At 69.7% G+C, this 20,972-nt stretch carries 16 protein-coding genes and 1 other RNA gene; 6 read left to right on the top strand and 11 right to left on the bottom strand.

Annotation, left to right across the window (positions count from 1 at the left end; translation table 11 throughout):
• The first annotated feature begins 1 nt into the window (after position 1).
• Positions 2-1,306: an LLM class flavin-dependent oxidoreductase gene (locus tag ABH929_RS10790; RefSeq protein ID WP_404561204.1), complete on the top strand. Its 1,305-nt coding sequence runs from the start codon at positions 2-4 to the stop codon at positions 1,304-1,306.
• Here ABH929_RS10790 and ABH929_RS10785 read toward each other — a convergent pair.
• From ABH929_RS10785 to ABH929_RS10740, 10 genes are all read right to left on the bottom strand, one after another.
• Positions 1,303-2,970, bottom strand: coding sequence for an APC family permease (locus ABH929_RS10785; protein ID WP_404561202.1), 1,668 nt, complete (start codon positions 2,968-2,970; stop codon positions 1,303-1,305). The genes ABH929_RS10790 and ABH929_RS10785 overlap by 4 nt on opposite strands.
• A 129-nt stretch (positions 2,971-3,099) precedes the next feature.
• Complete coding sequence (locus ABH929_RS10780; protein ID WP_404561201.1) at positions 3,100-3,906, bottom strand: hypothetical protein; 807 nt, start codon at positions 3,904-3,906, stop codon at positions 3,100-3,102.
• 160 nt (positions 3,907-4,066) lie between these two features.
• Positions 4,067-4,443: a transfer-messenger RNA gene (gene ssrA, locus ABH929_RS10775) on the bottom strand.
• A gap of 101 nt (positions 4,444-4,544) precedes the next feature.
• Complete coding sequence (gene smpB / locus ABH929_RS10770; RefSeq protein ID WP_205462589.1) at positions 4,545-5,021, bottom strand: SsrA-binding protein SmpB; 477 nt, start codon at positions 5,019-5,021, stop codon at positions 4,545-4,547.
• A gap of 89 nt (positions 5,022-5,110) precedes the next feature.
• Positions 5,111-6,025 (bottom strand): permease-like cell division protein FtsX, encoded by a 915-nt coding sequence (gene ftsX / locus ABH929_RS10765; protein ID WP_111086440.1) that lies wholly within the window; start codon positions 6,023-6,025, stop codon positions 5,111-5,113.
• Entirely contained in the window at positions 6,022-6,777 is a 756-nt protein-coding gene (ftsE, locus tag ABH929_RS10760) for a cell division ATP-binding protein FtsE (protein WP_111086441.1), read from the bottom strand. The genes ftsX and ftsE overlap by 4 nt, the downstream gene beginning before the upstream one ends.
• Before the next feature lie 61 nt (positions 6,778-6,838).
• A complete protein-coding gene (gene prfB / locus ABH929_RS10755; RefSeq protein ID WP_111086442.1) occupies positions 6,839-7,948 on the bottom strand; it encodes a peptide chain release factor 2 in 1,110 nt (369 codons plus the stop codon).
• Positions 7,949-8,051: 103 nt separating this feature from the next.
• The gene (locus ABH929_RS10750; protein WP_404561199.1) at positions 8,052-9,182 is read right to left on the bottom strand and encodes a zinc-dependent alcohol dehydrogenase; all 1,131 of its coding nucleotides are present in this window, start codon (positions 9,180-9,182) and stop codon (positions 8,052-8,054) included.
• A 35-nt stretch (positions 9,183-9,217) separates the two neighbouring features.
• Positions 9,218-9,676, bottom strand: a complete 459-nt coding sequence (locus ABH929_RS10745) for a hypothetical protein (protein WP_404561198.1) — start codon at positions 9,674-9,676, stop codon at positions 9,218-9,220.
• Between the two features lie 2 nt (positions 9,677-9,678).
• The gene (locus ABH929_RS10740) at positions 9,679-10,830 is read right to left on the bottom strand and encodes a glutathione-independent formaldehyde dehydrogenase (RefSeq protein WP_404561197.1); all 1,152 of its coding nucleotides are present in this window, start codon (positions 10,828-10,830) and stop codon (positions 9,679-9,681) included.
• A 533-nt stretch (positions 10,831-11,363) separates the two neighbouring features.
• Between ABH929_RS10740 and ABH929_RS10735 the strand changes: the two genes are divergently transcribed.
• Together ABH929_RS10735 and ABH929_RS10730 are read left to right on the top strand one after the other, a co-directional pair.
• Complete coding sequence (locus ABH929_RS10735; RefSeq protein ID WP_404561196.1) at positions 11,364-11,999, top strand: response regulator transcription factor; 636 nt, start codon at positions 11,364-11,366, stop codon at positions 11,997-11,999.
• A gap of 55 nt (positions 12,000-12,054) precedes the next feature.
• Positions 12,055-12,684: a DUF1345 domain-containing protein gene (locus tag ABH929_RS10730; RefSeq protein ID WP_404561195.1), complete on the top strand. Its 630-nt coding sequence runs from the start codon at positions 12,055-12,057 to the stop codon at positions 12,682-12,684.
• Between the two features lie 24 nt (positions 12,685-12,708).
• Here ABH929_RS10730 and ABH929_RS10725 read toward each other — a convergent pair whose 3' ends face one another.
• The gene (locus ABH929_RS10725; protein ID WP_404561194.1) at positions 12,709-13,890 is read right to left on the bottom strand and encodes a cysteine desulfurase family protein; all 1,182 of its coding nucleotides are present in this window, start codon (positions 13,888-13,890) and stop codon (positions 12,709-12,711) included.
• Between the two features lie 59 nt (positions 13,891-13,949).
• Between ABH929_RS10725 and ABH929_RS10720 the strand changes: the two genes are divergently transcribed.
• From ABH929_RS10720 to glgB, 3 genes are all read left to right on the top strand, one after another.
• Positions 13,950-16,058 (top strand): glycogen debranching protein, encoded by a 2,109-nt coding sequence (locus tag ABH929_RS10720; protein WP_404561193.1) that lies wholly within the window; start codon positions 13,950-13,952, stop codon positions 16,056-16,058.
• A gap of 248 nt (positions 16,059-16,306) precedes the next feature.
• Positions 16,307-18,307 (top strand): maltotransferase domain-containing protein, encoded by a 2,001-nt coding sequence (locus tag ABH929_RS10715; RefSeq protein WP_404561192.1) that lies wholly within the window; start codon positions 16,307-16,309, stop codon positions 18,305-18,307.
• Complete coding sequence (gene glgB / locus ABH929_RS10710; RefSeq protein ID WP_404561191.1) at positions 18,304-20,859, top strand: 1,4-alpha-glucan branching protein GlgB; 2,556 nt, start codon at positions 18,304-18,306, stop codon at positions 20,857-20,859. Before ABH929_RS10715 ends, glgB begins: the two co-directional genes overlap by 4 nt.
• Positions 20,860-20,972 lie beyond the last annotated feature (113 nt).

Here is a 20,972-nt window from a genome sequence, read left to right as displayed (position 1 = left end):
GATGGCACGACCGCAACACTTCGGGTACTTCTTCTCGCGCGGGTTCGGCCCGCAGGCGTGGGGGCGCTCGGACTGGGACTGGGGCCACGACTGGACCAAGCCCGACCTGTACCAGCAGTCGGTCCGCACGCTCGAGCAGGCCGGCATGGACCTGGTCATCGCCGAGGACGCCATCTCGCTCGGCAACCCGTCGACGCTCGACCTGCGCATCCGCCAGGCGTACGGCGGCCCGAAGCACGACCCGCTGCTGCTCGCGCCGTACCTGTTCGCGGCGACCTCGCACATCGGCATCGCGCCGACCGTGAACGCCGGCTTCACGCCGCCGTACCTGGCTGCACGACAGTTCGCCACGCTGGCGCACCTGTCGTCGGAGCGCCTCGGCATCAACGTCGTGACCGACGTCGGCAGTGCCCGGCACGCCGGTCTGCCACCGCTGCCGCACGACCAGGCGTACGACCGTGCCGAGGAGTGGATCACGCTGCTCCGCCGGCTCTGGGGTTCCTGGGGATCCGGGTTCATCGGGAACCGATCGGACTGGAGTTTCGCTGACGGCGACGCGCTCGACGCCTTCCACCACGAGGGCGAGTACTTCACCGCGGACGGGCCGCTCAACGCACTGCCGCTCGACTCGGACCCGGTGGTCGTCTCCCCCGGTGGTTCCGGTCGGGGCCTCGCGTTCGCCGGGACCCACTCGGACGTGCAACTCGCGCTCGCGCCGCTGTCGGCCGCCGCGGTGGCGGACTACCGCGGTCGCGTGATCGCCGCAGCGCAGAGCGCCGGACGCACGGCCGCCGACCTGCGCATCCTGTTCGTCCTCAAGCCCGAGATCGTCTCGTCGTCCGACGAGGCCGACCGCATCGTCGAGGCGTCCCGGCACCCGTCCGACGACGACCTGCGGACCGCGGCGATCGCGTGGTCGAGCGACTCCGAGACGGACCTGCTCGCGCTCGACCTCGATGCTCCCGTGCCGGACGGCACCTTCGGCGACCACGTCTCCGCCGGCACGATCCGCGGGCTGCTCGGCGACACCCCGGACGCCCCGCTGCGCACGCTCCTGGAACGCAAGGCCCGCAAGGGGCGGGTGTCCTCGCACGAGGGCTTCGTCGGGACCGCCGACGAGTTCGCCGACTTCATCGAGGAACTCGGGTCGGACGCCGACAACGACGGCATCATCTTCTCGGGCGACCTGCACCCGGCGCAGATCCACCGGATGTTCGGCGACCTGGTGCCGGTGCTCCGGCGCCATGGGCTCCTGCGGCGGGAGTACGGCGCCGGGGGCATCCGGGCGAACCTGTTCGACTTCTAGTGGTGGACCGGCTCGACCACGCCTGATTCCTCGACGTCACGCACGTCGTCGGCCGTTCGGAGGATCTCCGCACGGTCCGACGCGGAGTTGATCGCCCAGTAGTAGACCACCAGCGAGAACACCGCGACGACGACGATGTCGATCCACAGCGGGAACACCGGGTGCGTCAGCGGACCGAAGTCGCTGAGGAACACGATGAGCCCCATGCCGATCAGGTACGGCAGCAGCCACTGTGCCGCCTTCCAGTCCCATCGCGGCCGGACGCTGGACCGGCCACGGAACACGTTGTTCAGGACGATCACCACGGCACCGATGAGGATCGCGACGCCGAGCTTCCAGTCGGTGTCCCACCCGGTCCACAGGATGATGAGGTTCGCGACGATGAACGCGATCGGCGACAGGACCGCAGCGGCGGGCATCCGGTAGGGGCGCTCGATCTCCGGGATCCGCTTCCGGAACGCACCGAGCGCCAACGGGGCACCGGCGTACATCAGGACCGACGCGCTCGTGATGAGGCTCACCAGCCCCTGCCACGACGGGAACGGAGCGAAGCACGCGCAACCGACGACGAACGCCGTGACGAGCCCGACCCACGGCACGCCCTGCTTCGTCGTCCACTCGAACGCCTTCGGGAAGTACCCGTTGCGACTGAGCCCGTAGGAGATGCGGCTCGTCGCCGTCACGTAGATCAACCCGGTCCCCGCGGGCGAGATGATCGCGTCGATGAAGATGACCACCGCCAGCCAGGTGATGCCGGCGGCCATCGCGATGTCGGCGAACGGCCCCGTGTACTTCGTGAAGTCGGCGGTGGCCCAGGACCCCTGGATCGCATCCGACCGGAGCACCCCGAGGAACACGACCTGCAGCAGCAGGTAGATCACCAGCCCGATGAGCACCGAGCCGATGACGGCACGCGGGATGTCCCGTCGCGGGTTCTTCGCCTCACCCGCGAGCTGGTCGGCCTGCTCGAAGCCGAGGAAGGCGAAGATGATGCCGGAGGTCGACACGGCCGCCAGGACCCCCTTGGCACCCTCGGGCATGAAGCCGTCGGCCGCCGTGAAGTTCGAGCCGTGGAACCCGCTGAACGCCAGCACGACGATGACCAGCAGCGGGATGGCGACCTTCCACCACGTCGCCGCCGAGTTCGTGTTCGCGAGGATCCGGACGCTGAACAGGTTGATCACCGTGACCACCGCCATGAGCAGGACGGCGACCGCGATGCCCGCGCCGGTGAGCAGCTGCTGCGTCTCCCCGTCCACCGTCGTGGTGTGCAGCCACGGGTGCGCGAACTGCCAGTGCTGCGCGTACTTGATCATCGCCTCGACCTCGATCGGGGCGACGGTCACGGACTGCAACCAGGAGAACCAGCCGAACGACGCACCGGCGACGCCCCCGAACGCGATGTGCGGGAACCGCGCCGTCCCGCCCGCGATCGGGAACATGCCGCCGAGTTCGGCGTGGACGAGGGCGAGGACGAGGATCGCCACACCACCGATGAGCCACGAGATGATCGCGGCCGGGCCGGCGGTCTTCAGGGCCTCCTGCGACCCGAAGAGCCAACCGGAGCCGATGATCGACCCCGTCGAGGCCCAGATGAGCCCGATGAAGCCCACGTTCCGCTTGAGGCCTGAGTCCGGCAACGCCGGCGTCGTCGTTGTAGCCACTGCTGCTCCCGTCGAGTGAGCGGGCCCCACGAACGGGGGTCGCGCTCATCGACTCTGGCACCGTGGCCGCGGCTTGGTCGGATTTTGTAACACGCCGGAAACAATTGTGCTGTATAAGCACTCAGGCTGCTACTTCTTGGACTTCTTCTTCTTGCCGTCGTTCTTCTTGTCCGACTTCTTCTTGCCGTCGTTCTTCTTGTCGGACTTCTTCTTGTCGGACTTCTTCTCGTCCGACTTCTTCTTGTCGGACTTCTTCTTGGACGGCTTCTTCTCCGACTTCTCCTGCTTCGCCTCCCCCGAGGGCAGCGGCAGAAGCGGGGCCTGCTCCGGCGACTCGACCCCGTCGATCGGCTCGACGACCACGGCGGAACCCGTGTCCAGCGCGACATCGACCGCGTGCTCCTCGAGTACGGGCGCGAGCGCATCGGTGACCCGCTCGACGGTGAGCACCGCGTCGTCTTCGGCGAGACGCAACAGCGCCTGCGCGGTCCGCACGCGGGTCGTGGTCTTGCGTGCCAGGACGTCGGCGCGCGCACCCTCGAGGAACGTGCGGAGCGTCCGCTCGACGACCGACCGCCCACGCGGCGCAGCGCGGTCCAGGCGGTCCAGCTCACCGGCGACCCCGGCCACGTCGTCGGCGACGTGCTCGTGCCGCACCGACGAGATCAGCGCCGCGATCGCTGCAGCACCCCGCTCGACGGCAGCCGAGCGCTGGTCGAGCACGACGAGCATCTCGACGACCGAACCGTAGGTGACGGTCTCGAGGCGCACGGGCTCGGCACCCCGGCCGCGGACGACCAGGCGAGCGTCGGGCGTGGGCAGCCAGGCGGCGAGGGCTGCGACCGTCGCGACGGACCCGACGATCCGCTCGTAGTCGGCGAGCACCACTCGCTCCTGCTCGCGCAGACGGACTCGGATCGCGATCTCCTGCACCACGTGGGGGCCTTCCGTTCGGGATCGACGCGGGCATTTCCCTGCGCCCCCTCCGGAGCGTAGTCCCCTGACGTGGCGAGACAGCGAACGCCCCGGCATCGTCCAGGGACGGTGACGGGGCGTTCGTGCAACACGTGGTGACAGCGGCTCGACGACCGGCGAATGGTGGAGATGGGGGGAATCGAACCCCCGTCCATCGCTGCAATTCGACGTCTTCTACGGGCGTATCCGGATGGTTCGTTCTGCTCGGCCCCGTCCTTTGCTACCGGCTTCTAGGACGACGGGCCCAGTCTCAGTGCAAGTCCCGCACGGCCCTGAGGCGCAACCGTGCAGCAAGTCCTCTGGATGACGCCGGGATCAGGTTAGGGGACGGTCACCTGGCCGACGGACTTCATGTGCTGGGCTGCTTACGCAGCGAGAGCGAAGTCAGTGCGCTTGGAATTGGCACTTGTTGTTTTCCACGGATCGTTCACGAGATAACCGTGGGTCCTCGGCCCGCTTCCCGTCGGCACACAGGCAATGTCGAAACCGATCATCCCCATGCGGGCCGGACGTGCGAGCCGCTGTCACGCTGTTGAGTTGTGTTGCCGCTGCTCCGATCGGAGCAGTCCCTCAGTCTAGCTGACCGAGGCGCGAGGGCGCTACTCGCCGACGCGGTTCTTCGTGCGCATGGCCCGCTCGGCCTCACGCTTGTCGGTCTTCTCCCGCAGGGCCTGCCGCTTGTCGAACTCGCGCTTGCCCTTGGCGACCGCGATCTCGATCTTGGCCCGACCGTCGTGGAAGTAGATCTGCAGCGGCACGAGGGTGTAGCCGCCCTGTGACGTCTTGTGCGAGATCTTCACGATCTGCTGCTTGTGGAGGAGCAGCTTCCGCTTGCGCCGCGGTGCGTGGTTGTTCCACGTTCCCTCGGTGTACTCGGGGATGTGCACCGCATCGATCCAGGCCTCACCCCGGTCGATGTAGGCGTACCCGTCGACCAGCGAGGCGCGTCCCATGCGCAGCGACTTCACCTCGGTGCCGGACAGGACCATGCCGGCCTCGTACGTGTCCTCGATGAGGTAGTCGTGTCGGGCGCGACGGTTCGTCGCGACGATCTTCTCACCGCGTTCCTTCGCCATGACGACTCCTCTCGTTCCGGGCGCTGCACTGCGCAGCCCTACAGACTACCCAACAGCAGGGACCCCACGCACCTTCCCGGCGCGGCGGATCAGACCTTGAGGTAGCGGCGGATGGCGATCGACGCCGACACCGCGGCGAGCAACACCCCGATGACGATCACCGACGGCACCACGATGGCCGCGTCGCCCATGCCGATGAACGCCGTGCCGGTGAAGCGCTCCGCCAGGAAGTTCCGGACGAAGAACCACACGACCGCGGTGATGGCACCACCCGCCAGGACGGCTCCGATGGCGGCGGCGATCACCCCCTCGAGCACGAACGGCGTCTGGATGAACCGGTTCGACGCACCGACCAGCCGCATGATGCCGAGCTCTCGCCGTCGACTGAACGCGGACAACCGGATCGTGGTCGCGATGAGGAGCACGGCGGCGACGAGCATGAGCGCCGCGATGCCGATCGCCGTGTACGACGACGCGTTCAGGAGGTTGAAGATCGGTTGCAGGTAGCCACGTTGGTCGACGACGCTCTGCACACCGGCGACCTTCGACAGGCTCTCGACGAGGACGTCGGCCTGCGACGGGTTCTTCAGGTTCACCCAGAAGGTCTCGTTGAGGTACTCGGGCTTGACGAACTCGGTCGCCGCGGAGTCCTTGAACTGCTCCTTGAAGCGGGTGAACGCCTGGTCCTGGTCCTCGTAGTACGTCTTCTCGATGTACGGCTTGAGGGTGGACGACTCGAGCTGGGCCTGGACCTGCTTCCGCTGGTCCTCGGTGGCCTTGGCACCCGTGCAGTTGCCGGTGGTGTCGGTGTCGGTGCACAGGTAGACGGCGACCTGCGCCCGGTCGTACCAGTACCCCTTCATCTGGTTGATCTGCATCTGGAGCAGGATCGCGGTCCCGACGAAGGTGAGCGAGATGAAGGTCACGAGGACGACGGAGACGACCATCGACGCGTTGCGCCGAAGGCCCGAGCCGACCTCGGACATGACGAGCCCGAGCCTCATCGGATGAGCCCCGGGATGGTCTGGATGCCGGTGGTGTTCGACACGGTGCCGCGCTGGATCGGGACCGCCTGGGTCTGGTAGCCGCCGGACTGCTCGTCACGGAGGACCGTGCCGTTCGACAGCTCGATGACCCGACGCTGCATCTGGTTCACGATGCTGGCGTCGTGGGTCGCCATGAGCACGGTGGTGCCTCCCTGGTTGATGCGTTCGAGGAGCGCCATGATGCCGGCGGACGTGGTGGGGTCCAGGTTGCCGGTGGGCTCGTCGGCCAGCAGGATCGCCGGTTTGTTGACGACGGCGCGGGCGATCGCCACGCGCTGCTGCTCACCACCGGAGAGCTCGTGCGGCATGCGGGTCGCCTTGCCCGCGAGACCGACGAGCTTCAGCACGTCGGTCACGGCCTCGCTGATGAAGCCCTTGCTCTTGCCGATCACCTGCAGCGAGAACGCGACGTTGTCGAAGACGTTCTTGTTCGGCAGGAGTCGGAAGTCCTGGAACACGACGCCGAGGTTGCGCCGGAAGTACGGGACCTTCCGCGACGCCAGGGAGCCGAGGCGTTGCCCGAGCACGTGGATCTGGCCGCGTGAGGGCTTCTCCTCCTTGAGCACGAGTCGCAGGAAGCTGGACTTGCCGGAACCCGAGGCGCCCACGAGGAACACGAACTCGCCCTTGAGGATCTCGAGGGTGAGGTTGTCGAGCGCCGGACTCGGGTTGCCCGAGTAGACCTTGGTGACCTGGTCGAATTTGATCATGACCGGATCAGGGTAGGTCGCCCCGCTCGGAAAGCAAGCGAGGCGCGCGGCTCACGAACCCCTACGCGTCGACGGATTGCTTGCGCCAGCGGATGCCGGCGTTGATGAAGCCGTCCAGGTCGCCGTCGAACACGGCTGAGGGGTTGTTCACCTCGTGCTCGCTCCGCAGGTCCTTGACCATCTGGTACGGCGCCAGCACGTAGGACCGGATCTGGTCGCCCCAGCTCGCCGTGATGTTGCCGGCGAGCTCCTTCTTCTTCGCGTTCTCCTCTTCCTTCTTCAGGAGGAGCAGGCGCGACTGCAGCACGCGCATGGCAGCTGCACGGTTCTGGATCTGCGACTTCTCGTTCTGCATCGAGACGACGGTGCCGGTCGGGATGTGCGTCAGGCGGACCGCGGAGTCCGTCGTGTTGACGGACTGCCCGCCGGGGCCCGACGAGCGGAAGACGTCGACGCGGATGTCGTTCTCGGGGATGTCGATGACCATCGTCTCCGGCATCAGCGGGATGACCTCGACCGCGGCGAACGAGGTCTGCCGCTTGCCCGCGGCGCCGAACGGCGACATGCGGACGAGGCGGTGGGTGCCGGCCTCGATCGACAGGGTGCCGAAGGCGTGGGGCGCGTCGACCTCGAACGTGGCGGACTTGATGCCCGCTTCCTCGGCGTAGGACGTCTCCATCACGGTGGTCTTGAAGCCGTGCTGCTCGGCGTACCGCAGGTACATGCGCATGAGCATCTCGGCGAAGTCCGCGGCGTCGACGCCACCGGCCCCGGCACGGATGGTGATCACGGCGGGGCGGTCGTCGTACTCGCCGTCGAGGAGCGTCTGCACCTCGAGGTCGCCCATGGTCTTCTGGATCGCCTTGAGCTCGGCGACGGCTTCGTCGGCCGAGTCCTGGTCGTCACCCTCGTTCGCCATCTCGACCAACACTTCGAGGTCGTCGATGCGTCGCTCGGTGTCGGTGATCTTCTTGAGCTCCGACTGCCGGTGCGAGAGCGCGCTCGTCACCTGCTGCGCGTGCTCGACGTCGTCCCAGAGGTCCTGGGCCCCGGCCTGCTCGCTGAGGTCGGCGATCTCGCGCTGCAGGCGGTCGACGTCGACCACCGAGCGGATGTTGCCGAAGGTCTCTCGGAGGGCGGAGAGCTGCTCGGTGAAGTCCAGTTCGACCATGGTCACCGATCCTACCGGCGCGAGCCCGCCACGTCAGACCGACCGGGAGGCCCGGTGCGGGTCCGCCAGGTCGGTCGCGACCGCCCGCGCGGACGACCGACGGTCAGGGGCGGAAGACGGCCCGGACGCACCCGTCGGTCTTGTCCTTGAACATGGCGTAGCCGGCGGGTCCGTCGTCGAGCGGCATGACGTGCGTCGCGAAGTGCTCGGTGACGATCTCGTCCCGCGCCATCCGCTCCAGGAGCATCGGGATGAACCGGTGCCCGTGCTGCTGAGCGGACCGGAGCGTGAGGCCCTTGTTCATCACCGCCCCCAGCGGGAACTTGTCGACGAAGCCTCCGAACACCCCCAGCACGAAGACGCTGCCGCCCTTGCGTGCGGCGAAGATCGCTTCACGGACGGCCGTGGGTCTGTCCGTCTGCAGCCGCAGCTGCTGCTTCAGCTGGTCGAAGGCGAAGTCCGGTCGCTCGCGGTGCGCCTCCATGCCGACCGCCTCGATGCACACGTCGGGGCCTCGTCCCCCGGTGCGTTCGCGGAGCTCGGCCGTCACCTCGCTGGTCTCGTAGTTCATGGTCTCCGCGCCGATGACCCGCTCCACCTGGGTCAGCCGCTCCTGGAAGCGGTCGATCACGACGACGCGCTCAGCACCGAGCAGCAGCGAGGCCCGCGCAGCCATCTGCCCGACGCCACCGGCGCCCCAGACCGCGACGGTGTCGCCTGGCTGGACGCCACCGAGTTCCGCGCCCATCCATCCGGTCGGGGCGGCATCGGAGGCGAAGAGCGCCCGCTCGTCGCTGACCCCCTCGGGAACGGCAAAGGCGCCCTGGTCGGCGTACGGCACACGGATGTACTCGGCGTGGCTCCCGACCCACCCGCCCAACGCGTGGGAGTAGCCGTAGCAGCCGCCGGGTGCCTGACCCCAGAGCATCTCGGGGATGCCAGCGTTCGGGTTGCCGTTGTCGCAGAGCGAGTAGAGCTCGTTCCGGCAGTACCAGCACTTCCCGCAGCTGATGAACGAGCAGACGACGACGCGATCTCCGACCTTGTGCTTGGTGACGGCCGATCCGACTTCGACGACCTCGCCGATGAACTCGTGACCGAGCACGTCGCCTGCCCGCATGGTCGGGACGTACCCGCCGAGGAGGTGGAGGTCGGACCCGCAGGTCGTGCTCAACGTCACCCTGACGATGGCGTCCTGAGCGTTGAGGATCTCCGGATCGTCGACGTTCTCCACAGAGAGTTCGTTCACTCCGGTCCAGCACAGCGCCTTCACAGCACACCCTCGCCCTTCGCATCGTCTTCTGCCGTGTCGACCGCAGCGCCCAGCAGGGTGCGCGGGCGTTTTCCGTGCGGTCTCGGTGTCGCTCGGAGGATCTCGCCGGTCTCGAAGACCTGCTTCGCATCGCGCAGCGCTGCACGCAACGCAGCGTTCGGGTCGCCGTCCACGTCCACCCCCTTGCGGACTCGGGCGTGGACCTCGAAGCCCTCGACTCCGGGAGCCGGGTCGATCCGGATCTCGAGCGATCCCGCCAGACGCTGCAACGGTTCGGGGTATCCATCGCGCGCGAAGTCAGAGGCGTCGCCGAGGACGGTGACCGCTTTCCACCCTTCGGGGTGTGCGCCGTCGCCGTCCGACTCGCGCTCCTTCTTGACGAGGGAGCGTGCGACGAGGCCCGCCGCGACACCTGCGACGCCGAGTCCGACTGCGGCAGCCGCTCTCCCAGCCATGATCAGCCCGCCTTCCCCGGCTTGAGGACGACCTTGGTCCACCCGTCGTCGCGGCTGTCGAAGTGCTCGTACGCCTCGGGTGCCTGGTCGAGTGGCAGCTCGTGGCTGACGATGAACGACGGCGTTGCCTTGCCCGCGGCGATGAGGTCCCGGAGCCGGCGGTTGTACTTCTTGACGGGTGCCTGCCCGGTCCCCATCGTCTGGCCCTTGAACCAGTGCAGTCCCATGTCGAACGCGATCCGCCCCTGTCTCGCCAGCTCGTCGGGACTGCCCGGGTCCTGCGGCACGAACACACCGACGGTGCCGATCCGCCCGGTGAACCGGACCGACTGCACCAGACGGTTGAGCGTGAGCTCCGGCTGCTCGTCCCCGCCCGGGTCGTGCGCCTGGTAGCCGACGCACTCGCAGCCGTTGTCAGCGCCGAGTCCCATCGTCTGCTCGAGCACAGCCTGCACCGGGTCGACCTTCGAGTCGTCGATCGCGATCGCACCGATCGATTCCGCCAGCCGGAGTCGATCCGGATGGCGGTCCACGACCATGACCTTGCCCGCGCCCTGGATGGTCGCCGACAGGGCGGCCATCAAGCCGACGGGGCCGGCACCGTAGATGACGGTCTGGTCCCCCGGCCGCACTCCGGCCATCTCGGTCGCGTGGTACCCGGTCGGGAAGACGTCGGCGAGCATCACGTAGTCGGCGGACTTCTCCTCAGCGTCCTCTCCCAGACGGAGGCAATTGAAATCGCCCCACGGCACCCGCAACAGCTCAGCCTGGCCGCCCGCCCACGGCCCCATGTCCGCGAACCCGTACGCCGCGCCGGCCCAATCCGGGACGGGCTGAGCGGTGAGGCAGTAGTTGGTCAGCCCTCGTTCGCAGTTCTTGCAGTGACCGCATGCCACGTTGAACGGGAGCACGACGTGATCGCCGACCGCGACCTTGTCGACGCCCTCTCCGACCTCGACCACCACGCCCATGTTCTCGTGGCCGAACCAGCGTCCCGTCTCGAAGCTGGTGCGCCCCTCGTACATGTGGAGGTCGGACCCGCAGATGTTGGTCGTCGTGACGCGCACCAGCACGTCGGTGGAGCGCTCGATGCGCGCGTCCGGAACGTCTCTCACCGCGACCTCGCGCGGCCCTTCGTACACGACAGCTTTCATGGTCGTCTCCTCACTGCGTGACGTGCCTTCGGACGCCGCGGGCCGATGCACCGGGCGACACACCAATGGCACGCCCCACGGGGACGGAGCACCATCGGCAGACATGCCCATCCGCGCTTCCCGCGAGCAGCCGCGCGGAGGTCGGCTGACCGTGGTAGACCGTGGAGCGACGGTTTCGGACAGTTCCTTTCACTCATGCTGGCGATGGTCCTGAGGTGGTCGAGTCCCGTGACACGCACTGGTGCGTTCCAGCTCGCTGAGATCGCGGCGCGCCCGGGTCCGGTCCACGAGCGGACCCAGGCGCTGTTGGACGAGCTCCACCCCCTCATCCCCTTCGACGGTGCGCGGATGGCGCTCGCCGAACGGGGTGGCACGGCGGACAGCTCGGTCGCGAACGGCCTCCCACCAGCCTGTCGGACCTGCCCTCCGCGTCGCGCGACCTCCGGACCTGGGCGGGGTGTCTGTTCCCCGCGGGATTCCGTGAGGTGCTGTCCGTCGCGCTCTTCGAGGACGGGGGTCGGCACGTGGGCTTCATGACCGTGCTGTCCCGGAACGCGGACCCGCCGCCGGAGTCGCTGCGCCGCCGATTGGCACGACTCGTACCGGAGCTCGCGTCGGGGATCGACCCCTTCCGGTCACTCGCCGCGTCCGCAGCCTTCGTCGGCGGAGCACGAGCAGGCGTGGTGCTCCTTCCCGACCGGGGAGTCGCTCGCCTCCCGGGCCTGTCCGACGACGACCTCCTCTCCACCGGTTCGGCTCTGGTCGACGCCGCGAGGGACGTCATCGGTGAGGGAGGGGTCTCCGCGTCGTTCCTGTGGCCGCGCGGACACCGGCAGTCGCGGGACGGGTACGTGCGGGTGACCGTGCTCACCTGCGAGAGCGATATCAGCGCGGTGGCCTACGGCGTCGTCGTGCTCTCACCGGCCGTGCGCCTGCGGGGTCTGACGCCTCGGGAACTCGAGGTGTTGGGACACGTGGTCGAAGGGTGCTCCAACGTCGAGATCGCCCGAGCGCTGACGATCGCTCCCCGCACGGTCGCCGCGCACATCGAGCACATCCTGATGAAGCTGGACGCCACGTCTCGCACGCTCGCCGCCGTGCGCGCCGAGCTTACCGGCCTCTACGTCCCCCTCACGCACGCCCGGCCCGGGTGGTCGCACACGCAGTGACATCGAGACGGATGCGCGCCCGGACGAGGGAGCCGCCGTGCAGGAAGGAAGCGTCATGTCCCACCTTTCAGTGAAGGCCGGCATCGCCGCGATCATCGGCGGAGCGGCTGCGTTGATCGCCGTGCTCCTCGGCGTCCCCGATCTGTCGCCGCTCCTCGGCTGGTCGATCGCCTCCGGGGTGTTCCTCGCCTGGGCGTGGTCGACGGCGTGGCCGGCCGACCCGGAACGGACCCGCTCCCTCGCCCGGCACGAGGACCGGTCACGGAAGGTGGTCGACCTGCTCATCATCGCCGCCACGTTCCTCAGCCTGGTCCTCGTGGTGTTCGCGCTCGTCCGCAGCCAGCAGAACGATCCGGTCGGATCCGCGGCCGCGATCCTCGCGGTGGTCGGCGTCGTGGCGGCGTGGGCGGTCATGAACACCGTCTACGCCTTCAAGTACGCGCGCATGTACTACATCGACGACAGCCATCGCTTCGACATGGACCTGGACGAGGATCCGTCGTACAGCGACTTCGCCTACACGGCGTTCTCCATCGGGATGGCCTACAGCGCGAGCAACATCACCCAGTCGTCCACCCCCTCACGCCGCATCGCGTTGGGCCATGCCCTGCTGTCCTACTTCTTCGGGACCTTCGTGGTCGCAGTCGCCATCAACCTGATCACCGGCCTCGCCCAGGGAGGGTGAGGACGACCACCGCCCACCGACCGGCTACCGCCCCAGCAACGGCTCCCGCGACGCCATCCCGGCAGCCCCGGCCCGGGCGACCGCGTCCGGCAGCGCCGCCAGGAAGGCGTCGACGTCGGCACCGGTCGAGGTGTGTCCGAGCGTGATCCGGAGCGCGCCGCGGGCGTCCTGCTCCGACAGTCCCATCGCGAGCAGCACGTGCGACGCCTCGGGAACGCCGGCCTGGCACGCCGAACCGGTCGACACGGCCACCCCGGCCGCGTCGAGCAGGAACAGCAGCGAGTCGCCCTCGCAGCCCGGGAACGTGAAGTGCGCATTGCCGGGCAGCCGGTCGTCGGGGTCGCCCATCAGCACGGCGGACGGCACGGCCGCGCGGACACCGGCGACGAGCCGGTCGCGCAGGGCCACGAGCGACGGATGCGGCATCGGCTCGGCGGCGATCGTCGCGGCCGCGACGCCGAACGACGCCGCAGCGGGGGCGTCCTGGGTGCCGCTCCGCACCTGCCGCTGCTGCCCGCCGCCGTGGATGAGGGGCTCGACGGTGGCCTTCCGCCCGAGCACCAGCGCACCGATGCCGACCGGCCCACCGACCTTGTGGGCGGAGACGCTCAGGGCGTCGAGGCCGGACGCGGCGAACGACACCGGCACCTGGCCGTAGGCGGCGACGGCGTCGCTGTGCACGGGCACGCCGGCGGCGTGCGCCAGCTCCACGATGCGTGACACGGGCTGGATGGTGCCCACCTCGTTGTTCGCCCACAGGAACGTGACCAGGGCGACGTCGTCGGCGGAGGCGAGTCGTGCCTCCAGTCCGACGAGGTCGACGCGACCCTGCGCGTCCAACGGGACCACGTCGATGACGGCACCCTCGTGCGTCTCCAACCAGGTCAGGGTGTCGACGGTGGCGTGGTGCTCGCCGCCGGGCACGACGATGCGGGGGCGGGCACGGTCGCGTTGACGCGCCCAGAACAGGCCCTTCACGGCGAGGTTGATGCTCTCGGTGCCGCCGGAGGTGAACACGACCTCGACGGTGTCGGCGTCGAGCGACCGGGCGACCGCGGCGCGGCCGTCCTCGAGCAGCATCTTCGCACGCTGCCCGGCGCTGTGGATCGACGACGGGTTGCCGACGGTTCCGAGCGCGTCGGTGAACGCGGCGAGCGCCTCCGGCAGGATCGGCGTCGTCGCGGCGTGGTCGAGGTAGACCGGCATCTGCACCCCCTGGAACGAGCGGTGTCCAGGATACGCGTCGGTCCTCGTACCCTTGTCGGGTGCACGAGACAGCGATCGACCACACCCCGGGGTTCGACCTCGGGGCCGACGTCCCGCGGTTCTCCCTGCGGTCCGCCACCGCCACGGCCGTCGTCGTGGTCGTCGAGCGAGCGGACGGGCAGCCGGTCCGGTACCCGCTCGAGCGGCTGCCGGCGACCGACCTGTGGACGGCCGAGACCCCCGGCATCGCCCCGGGTGACCGCTACCACCTGCTCGTCGACGGGCCCGTCGGACCGCGCAACGAGTTCGACCCGACGCGGCCCCTGCTCGACCCGTACGCGCGCGGCATCGTCCCGACCGGCGCCGACGAGGCCGGAGCCGACACCGGGACCGGAACCGACACCGGGACCCGCGCGCCCCGCTGGACGAGCGTCGTCGTGGACGACGCCTTCGACTGGGGCGGCGTCGTGAAGCCCACGATCCCGCTCGACCGCGCCGTGGTCTACGAGGCGAACGTCCGCACCCTGACCGCCGCGAACCCGCACCTGCCGGAGCACCTGCGCGGCACGTACGCCGGGGTGGCGCACGAGAGCACCATCGCGCACCTGTACCGGATCGGCGTCACGACGCTCGAGCTCCTGCCGGTGCACGCGTTCGACACCGAGAACTGGTTGCGGGACGCCGGCCGCGAGAACGCCTGGGGCTACAACACGCTCGGGTTCTTCGCGCCGCACGCCGCGCACGCCTCGGCACCCGCACGGGCGGAGGGCGCGTCCGCGGTCCTGCGCGAGTTCAAGGGCATGGTCCGACTGCTGCACGAGGCCGGCATCCAGGTGGTGCTCGACGTCGTCTACAACCACACGGCGGAAGAGGGCCTCGGCGGACCCACCACCAGCCTGCGCGGCATCGACGGCGCGGACCGGTACCGGTGGACCCAGGCGAACCCGCCGTTCCGGGACACCTACTACGACACCACCGGCTGCGGGAACACCCTGGACACCTCCGTGGAGTCCACGGCGGACCTGATCGTCGACAGCCTGGTCTACTGGGCGCGCGAGGTGCAGGTCGACGGCTTCCGCTTCGACCTGATGGCCGCCCTGGCCCGGAACGCCGACCACGTCTTCGACCCGTCGCACCCGCTGCTCGAGCGGATCCGGAACCACCCCGACCTGCAGGACACCCTGGTCATCGCCGAGCCGTGGGACGTCGGACCCGACGGTTGGAAGACCGGCTCGTTCGGGGCGGCCGGCGACCGCACCAGTGAGTGGAACGACGGCTTCCGCAACACGGTCCGCCAGTTCTGGCTCACCGACATCGCCGAGGAACGCCGCAACGGCATGCCCCACACCGGCATCGGTGCGCTGGCCGGCGCGTTGACCGGCTCCCGCCACCTGTTCGGCGCCGAGCGCGGCCCGCTCGCGAGCGTCAACTTCGTCACCGCCCACGACGGCTTCACGCTGCTCGACCTGGTGTCGTACGACGGCAAGCACAACGCGGCGAACGGCGAGGAGAACCGCGACGGCTCGAACGACAACCGCTCGTTCAACCACGGCGTCGAGGGCGACACCGCCGACCGCGGCGTCCGGGCAGCGCGCGGCCGGTCGATGCGGAACCTCGCGGCGACGCTGCTGCTCTCCGCCGGGGTGCCGATGCTCACCGCGGGCGACGAGCGGAGCCGCACGCAGCACGGCAACAACAACGCGTACGTCGTCTCCGACGACCTCACCCCGGTGGACTGGTCCGACGACGAGGACGCCGAGTCGATGACCGAGGCCGTCGCCGCGCTCGCCCGGTTCCGGCAGGCGCACCCCGCACTCCGGCCGACGCGCTTCGGCGTCGAGGGGCAGGAGACCCCGGGCGCCTCGCGGATGACCTGGTACGGACCGGACGGGCACCCGATGACCATCGAGGGCTGGGACCAGCCGGTGCACCGCGTCCTGCAGTACTTCGCCGAGTCGACGCCGGAACACGAGCCGTACGACCGCGTGCTGGTCGTCGTGCACGGCAGCGGGCGCACACGGGACCTGACGCTGCCGGTGCGCGAGGACGTGCTCGGCTACCGCCTCGCGTGGTCGAGCGAGAAGCACCGTGACCACGAGCGGCTCCGCCCCGCCGGTCAGGTGTTCACCGCCTACGGCCCCGGCATCCACCTGTTCGAGCCGGCCTAGCGCCGGGCGTTCGGGCGCTCGCGCGCTCGCGCGCTGCGCCCCGTCAACGTCATCGCGCCCCGGAGAGTCGGGGCGCGATGACCACGGCGGGGCGCAACGTGGTCCCAATCGGCGGTCGGACGGGAGGCCCGTGGCGGCCCCGTCCCGCGCCTCCCGTCCGTCCCTCCACCGGCACGAGCGACCGACGAGCTGTCCACACGACACGCGTTCCGGGGAACGTCCGGGCGGCTTCCGGGTAGGTTCGGCACGTGGCCACCGCAGACCGACCCCGCCGACCGAAGATCGGGCGCATCCCGATCACCGAGCTCGCCCCGAGGACGCCGAACGGGTTCCCCGGCAAGGCGTTCGACGGCGAGGTGATCACGTTCGGTGCGACCGTCTTCCGAGAAGGACACGGCATCATCGGCGCCGACCTCGTCCTCGAACGCCCGGACGGGGGCACCAGGACCGTCCCCCTGGCCCTCGGCGCGCCCGGGACCGACCGGTACGAGGCGACCGTCCAGGTCGACCACGTCGGCGTCTGGACCTGGCACGTCGAGTCCTACTCCGACGACTGGGCCACGTGGCTGCACGCCGCACGGTTGAAGATCGCGGCCGGGGTGGACACCGAGGCGACGCTCCTCGACGGCGCCCTGCTGCTCGACCGCCTCGCCGACGAGACCGACTCCCCCGCCGCCACCCGTGCGGCAGCCAAGGTGCGTGACACCGACCTCGACCCGGCCGAGCGCCTGGCCGCCGTCGACGACCCGCGCATCGTGGCCGAGGTCGAGGAAGCCCCGCTCACCTCGCTCCGCACGCACTCTCCGACGCAGCTGCTCGACGTCGAGCGCACCCGCGCCGGCGTCGGCGCCTGGTACGAGTTCTTCCCGCGCAGCGAAGGCGCGAAGAAGAACGCGGACGGCTCGTGGAAGAGCGGCGACTTCCGCACCGCTGCCCGTCGTCTGCCCGCCGTCGCCCGGATGGGCTTCGACGTCGTCTACCTGCCGCCGATCCACCCGATCGGCACGACCGCACGCAAGGGCCCGAACAACACGCTCACCCCGGGGCCGCACGACCCCGGCAGCCCCTGGGCGATCGGCTCCCCCGAGGGCGGTCACGACGCGATCCACCCCGACCTCGGGTCGGAGGACGACTTCCGCGACTTCGTCGAGACCGCGAAGAACACCGGCATGGAAGTGGCGCTCGACTTCGCGTTGCAGTGCTCCCCCGACCACCCCTGGGTCACCGAGCACCCGAACTGGTTCACGCAACGCGCCGACGGCTCGATCGCCACGGCCGAGAACCCGCCGAAGCGCTACCAGGACATCTACCCGATCCAGTTCGACTCCGACCCCGAGGGCCTGGTCGCCGAGGTCCTCCGCGTCCTGCGGCACTGGATCGACTTCGGCATCCGGATCTTCCGGGTCGACAATCCGCACACCAAGCCGCTCTGGTTCTGGGAGCGCGTGATCCGCGAAGTCCGCGACGAGCACCCGGACACCGTGTTCCTGGCCGAGGCGTTCACCCGTCCGGCGATGATGCGCGCACTGGCAGAGGTCGGGTTCCAGCAGTCGTACTCGTACTTCACGTGGCGGAACACGAAGGAAGAGGTCGAGTCCTACTTCGAGGAGCTGTCGCACGAGACGAGCGACTACCTGCGCCCGAACCTGTTCGTGAACACGCCGGACATCCTCACCGAGTACCTGCAGTTCGGTGGTCGCGCCGGGTACAAGGTGCGTGCGGCGCTCGCCGCGACGGGCGCCCCGACGTGGGGCATGTACTCCGGGTACGAGCTGTTCGAGGACGTCGCCCGACCGGGCTCGGAAGAGAACATCGACAACGAGAAGTACGAGTACAAGCCGCGTGACTTCGCCCTGGCCGAGGCCGAGGGCGCATCGCTCGCCCCGTACGTGACGATGCTCAACCGACTCCGTGCCGCGCACCCTGCGCTCCGCCAGCTGCGGAACCTGCACGTGCACGCGGCGGACGACCCCGCGACCGTCGTGTACTCGAAGCACCTGTCCGGCGAGTTCATCCGCTCCGGGCACGCCGACACCGTGATCGTCGTGGCGAACGTCGACCCACACTCGGCGCGTGAGACCACCGTGCACCTGGACCTCGCTGCGCTCGGCCTGCCGGCCGACAGCCGGTTCGACGTCCGTGACGTCGTGACCGGGCAGCGCTGGGTCTGGGGCGCGTCGAACTACGTCCGCCTGGACGCGTTCCAGGAACCCGTGCACCTGCTCGTCGTGGAAGGACTGCACCGATGACGAACGACCCGACCGCACCCCAGCCGACCCCGCCGTCGCGCCGCGGCCCCGCCGTGCCGCCGGTACCGCCTCCGCCGCCGCCCGTGCCCGCGCGGACGCCGTCCGACGCCGCGCCGGAACCGCGCTACGAGCCGCGGGTCTCCGCCCCCGACGAGGACCTGCCCGGTGCTCCCGCTGCACCGCGCGAGGCGCCCGACCGCGGTGTCGCCGAGTCCGCCACGCTGGCGGGGCACCCCGCCGACGCGACGCACCCGCGGGGACCGTCCGTCGACGCCGTCGCGTCCTCGGGCACTCCGACCGGAGGCCCGTCCACCGTTGCGCCGTCGACCGCCCTCCCGACACTGCCGGATCCCGAGCCCGCCACCGCCGACAGCACGAGCCCGCGCCCGGCTCCGGTCGAGCAGTGGCTGCGCCAACAGGTCGCCGAGGGCCGCTGGTCCCAGCCCCACGACGTCCTCGGCCCGCACGCCGTCGACGGCGGCACGAGCGTCCGCGTGGTGCGTCACCTGGCGCAGGCGGTCCGGCTCGTCCGGCTCGACGGCGACGACGTCGAGTTGACCCACGAGGGCGACGGTCTCTGGGCCGGTGCCACCGCCGAGGAGCTCGGGCGCTACCGGGTCGAGGCCGACTACGACTTCGACGAGTCCTCGGAAGAGGACGACGCCACCTGGACGACGGACGACGCGTACCGGTTCGCCCCGACGCTCGGCGAACTCGACCTGCACCTGTTCGGTGAGGGCCGCGACGAGCAGCTCTGGCACCACCTCGGCGCGCACGTCCGCACGATCGACGGCGTCGACGGCGTCGCGTTCGCCGTGTGGGCACCCCGAGCCACCGCCGTCCGCGTGATCGGCGACTTCGAGGGCTGGGAGGGCCGCACCACGGCGATGCGCCGTCTGAGCGACCTCGGCGTCTGGGAGCTGTTCTGGCCCGGGGCCGTCGCGGGGCAGCGGTACAAGTTCCAGATCCTCACCGACTCCGGCTGGGTCGAGCGCGCGGACCCGTTCGCCCGCGAGGCCGAGATCGCCCCGGCCACCGCCTCGGTCATCACCGAGTCGAGCTACACGTGGTCCGACGGCGACCGCGCCTGGATGGAACGCCGCGCGGAGACGACCACGCACGACCAGCCGATGAGCGTCTACGAGGTCCACCTCGGCTCGTGGCGCCCCGGGCTGTCGTACCGCGAGGTCGCTGACCAGCTCATCGGGCACGTGCAGTACACGGGCTTCACGCACGTGGAGTTCCTGCCGCTCGCCGAGCACCCGTTCGGCGGTTCGTGGGGCTACCAGGTCACCGGGTACTACGCCCCGACCGCACGCTACGGCTCCCCCGACGACCTGCGGTACCTGATCGACCGCCTGCACTCCGCCGGCATCGGCGTGATCATGGACTGGGTCCCCGGACACTTCCCGAAGGACGAGTGGGCACTCGGACGCTTCGATGGCCACGCGCTGTTCGAGCACCCGGATCCCCGCCGCGGCGAGCAGCTCGACTGGGGCACGTACGTGTTCGACTTCGGGCAGCCGCAGGTCCGGAACTTCCTGGTCGCCAACGCCCTGTACTGGCTCGAGGAGTTCCACATCGACGGCCTGCGCGTCGACGCCGTCGCCTCGATCCTGTACCTCGACTACTCCCGCACCGACTGGCTGCCGAACATCCACGGCGGCCGCGAGAACCTCGACGCCGTCGCGTTCCTGCAGGAGACGAACGCCACCGCGTACAAGCGCTACCCGGGCATCGTGATGATCGCCGAGGAGAGCACCTCGTGGCCCGGCGTGACCCAGCCGACCAGCGCTGGTGGGCTCGGGTTCGGCCAGAAGTGGAACATGGGCTGGATGCACGACTCGCTCGAGTACGTGCAGCGCGACCCCGCATACCGCAGCTACCACCACGACGAGATCACGTTCTCGTTCGTCTACGCCTTCAGTGAGCAGTTCACCCTGCCGATCAGCCACGACGAGGTCGTGCACGGCAAGGGCTCGCTCTACGGCAAGATGCCCGGCGACGAGTGGCAGAAGCTCGCGAACGTCCGGGCCTACCTGGCGTTCATGTGGGCGCACCCCGGCAAGCAGCTGCTCTTCATGGGGCAGGAGTTCGCCCAGCCCGCAGAGTGGTCCGAGGCGAAGGGGCTCGACTGGTGGCTTCTCGACCAACCCGGGCACCGCGGCGTGCAGGACCTCGTCGCTGCCCTGAACCGGGTCTACAAGGACACGCCCGCCCTCTGGACGCACGACAGCACGGCCGACGGCGTCGAGTGGATCGAGGGCGGCGACGCACCCCACTCGACACTCGGGTTCCTGCGCAAGGCCGGCGACGACCGGCTGGCGGTGTTCGTGAACTTCTCGGGCGTGCCCGTCGAGCGGCGGTTCGGCCTGCCGAGCGCCGGTGAGTGGCACGAGGTGCTCAACACCGACGCCGCAGAGTACGGCGGCTCCGGTGTCGGCAACCTCGGGGTCGTCACGGCCGAGGACACCCCGTGGGCCGGCCGCCCGGCGTCGGCGCACCTCGTGGTGCCGCCGCTCGGCGCCGTCTGGCTCGAGCTCGCGCAGTAGGACGTTCCGCGCGTACGAAGCCGTTTCGCGCGTGGGAGGCCGGACATCCCGGCCTCCCACGCGCGATTCGTCATCTCATGGCCTGCGCAAGGGGTCGGAACGCCCGCACGAAC

It is taken from the genome of Curtobacterium sp. AB7, from assembly GCF_044909335.1.
Lineage (GTDB): Bacteria > Actinomycetota > Actinomycetes > Actinomycetales > Microbacteriaceae > Curtobacterium.
Note: the sequence above shows the minus strand (reverse complement) of the source record. Positions and strands in the feature narration are given on the sequence as shown.

Coding starts and splice junctions, on each gene's coding strand:
- ABH929_RS10790 (WP_404561204.1), top strand. CDS start 2: ATGGCACGACCGCAACACTTCGGGTACTTCTTCTCGCGCGGGTTCGGC.
- smpB (WP_205462589.1), bottom strand. CDS start 5,021: ATGGCGAAGGAACGCGGTGAGAAGATCGTCGCGACGAACCGTCGCGCC.
- ftsX (WP_111086440.1), bottom strand. CDS start 6,025: ATGAGGCTCGGGCTCGTCATGTCCGAGGTCGGCTCGGGCCTTCGGCGC.
- ftsE (WP_111086441.1), bottom strand. CDS start 6,777: ATGATCAAATTCGACCAGGTCACCAAGGTCTACTCGGGCAACCCGAGT.
- prfB (WP_111086442.1), bottom strand. CDS start 7,948: ATGGTCGAACTGGACTTCACCGAGCAGCTCTCCGCCCTCCGAGAGACC.
- ABH929_RS10745 (WP_404561198.1), bottom strand. CDS start 9,676: ATGGCTGGGAGAGCGGCTGCCGCAGTCGGACTCGGCGTCGCAGGTGTC.
- ABH929_RS10740 (WP_404561197.1), bottom strand. CDS start 10,830: ATGAAAGCTGTCGTGTACGAAGGGCCGCGCGAGGTCGCGGTGAGAGAC.
- ABH929_RS10735 (WP_404561196.1), top strand. CDS start 11,364: ATGACCGTGCTGTCCCGGAACGCGGACCCGCCGCCGGAGTCGCTGCGC.
- ABH929_RS10730 (WP_404561195.1), top strand. CDS start 12,055: ATGTCCCACCTTTCAGTGAAGGCCGGCATCGCCGCGATCATCGGCGGA.
- ABH929_RS10725 (WP_404561194.1), bottom strand. CDS start 13,890: ATGCCGGTCTACCTCGACCACGCCGCGACGACGCCGATCCTGCCGGAG.
- glgB (WP_404561191.1), top strand. CDS start 18,304: ATGACGAACGACCCGACCGCACCCCAGCCGACCCCGCCGTCGCGCCGC.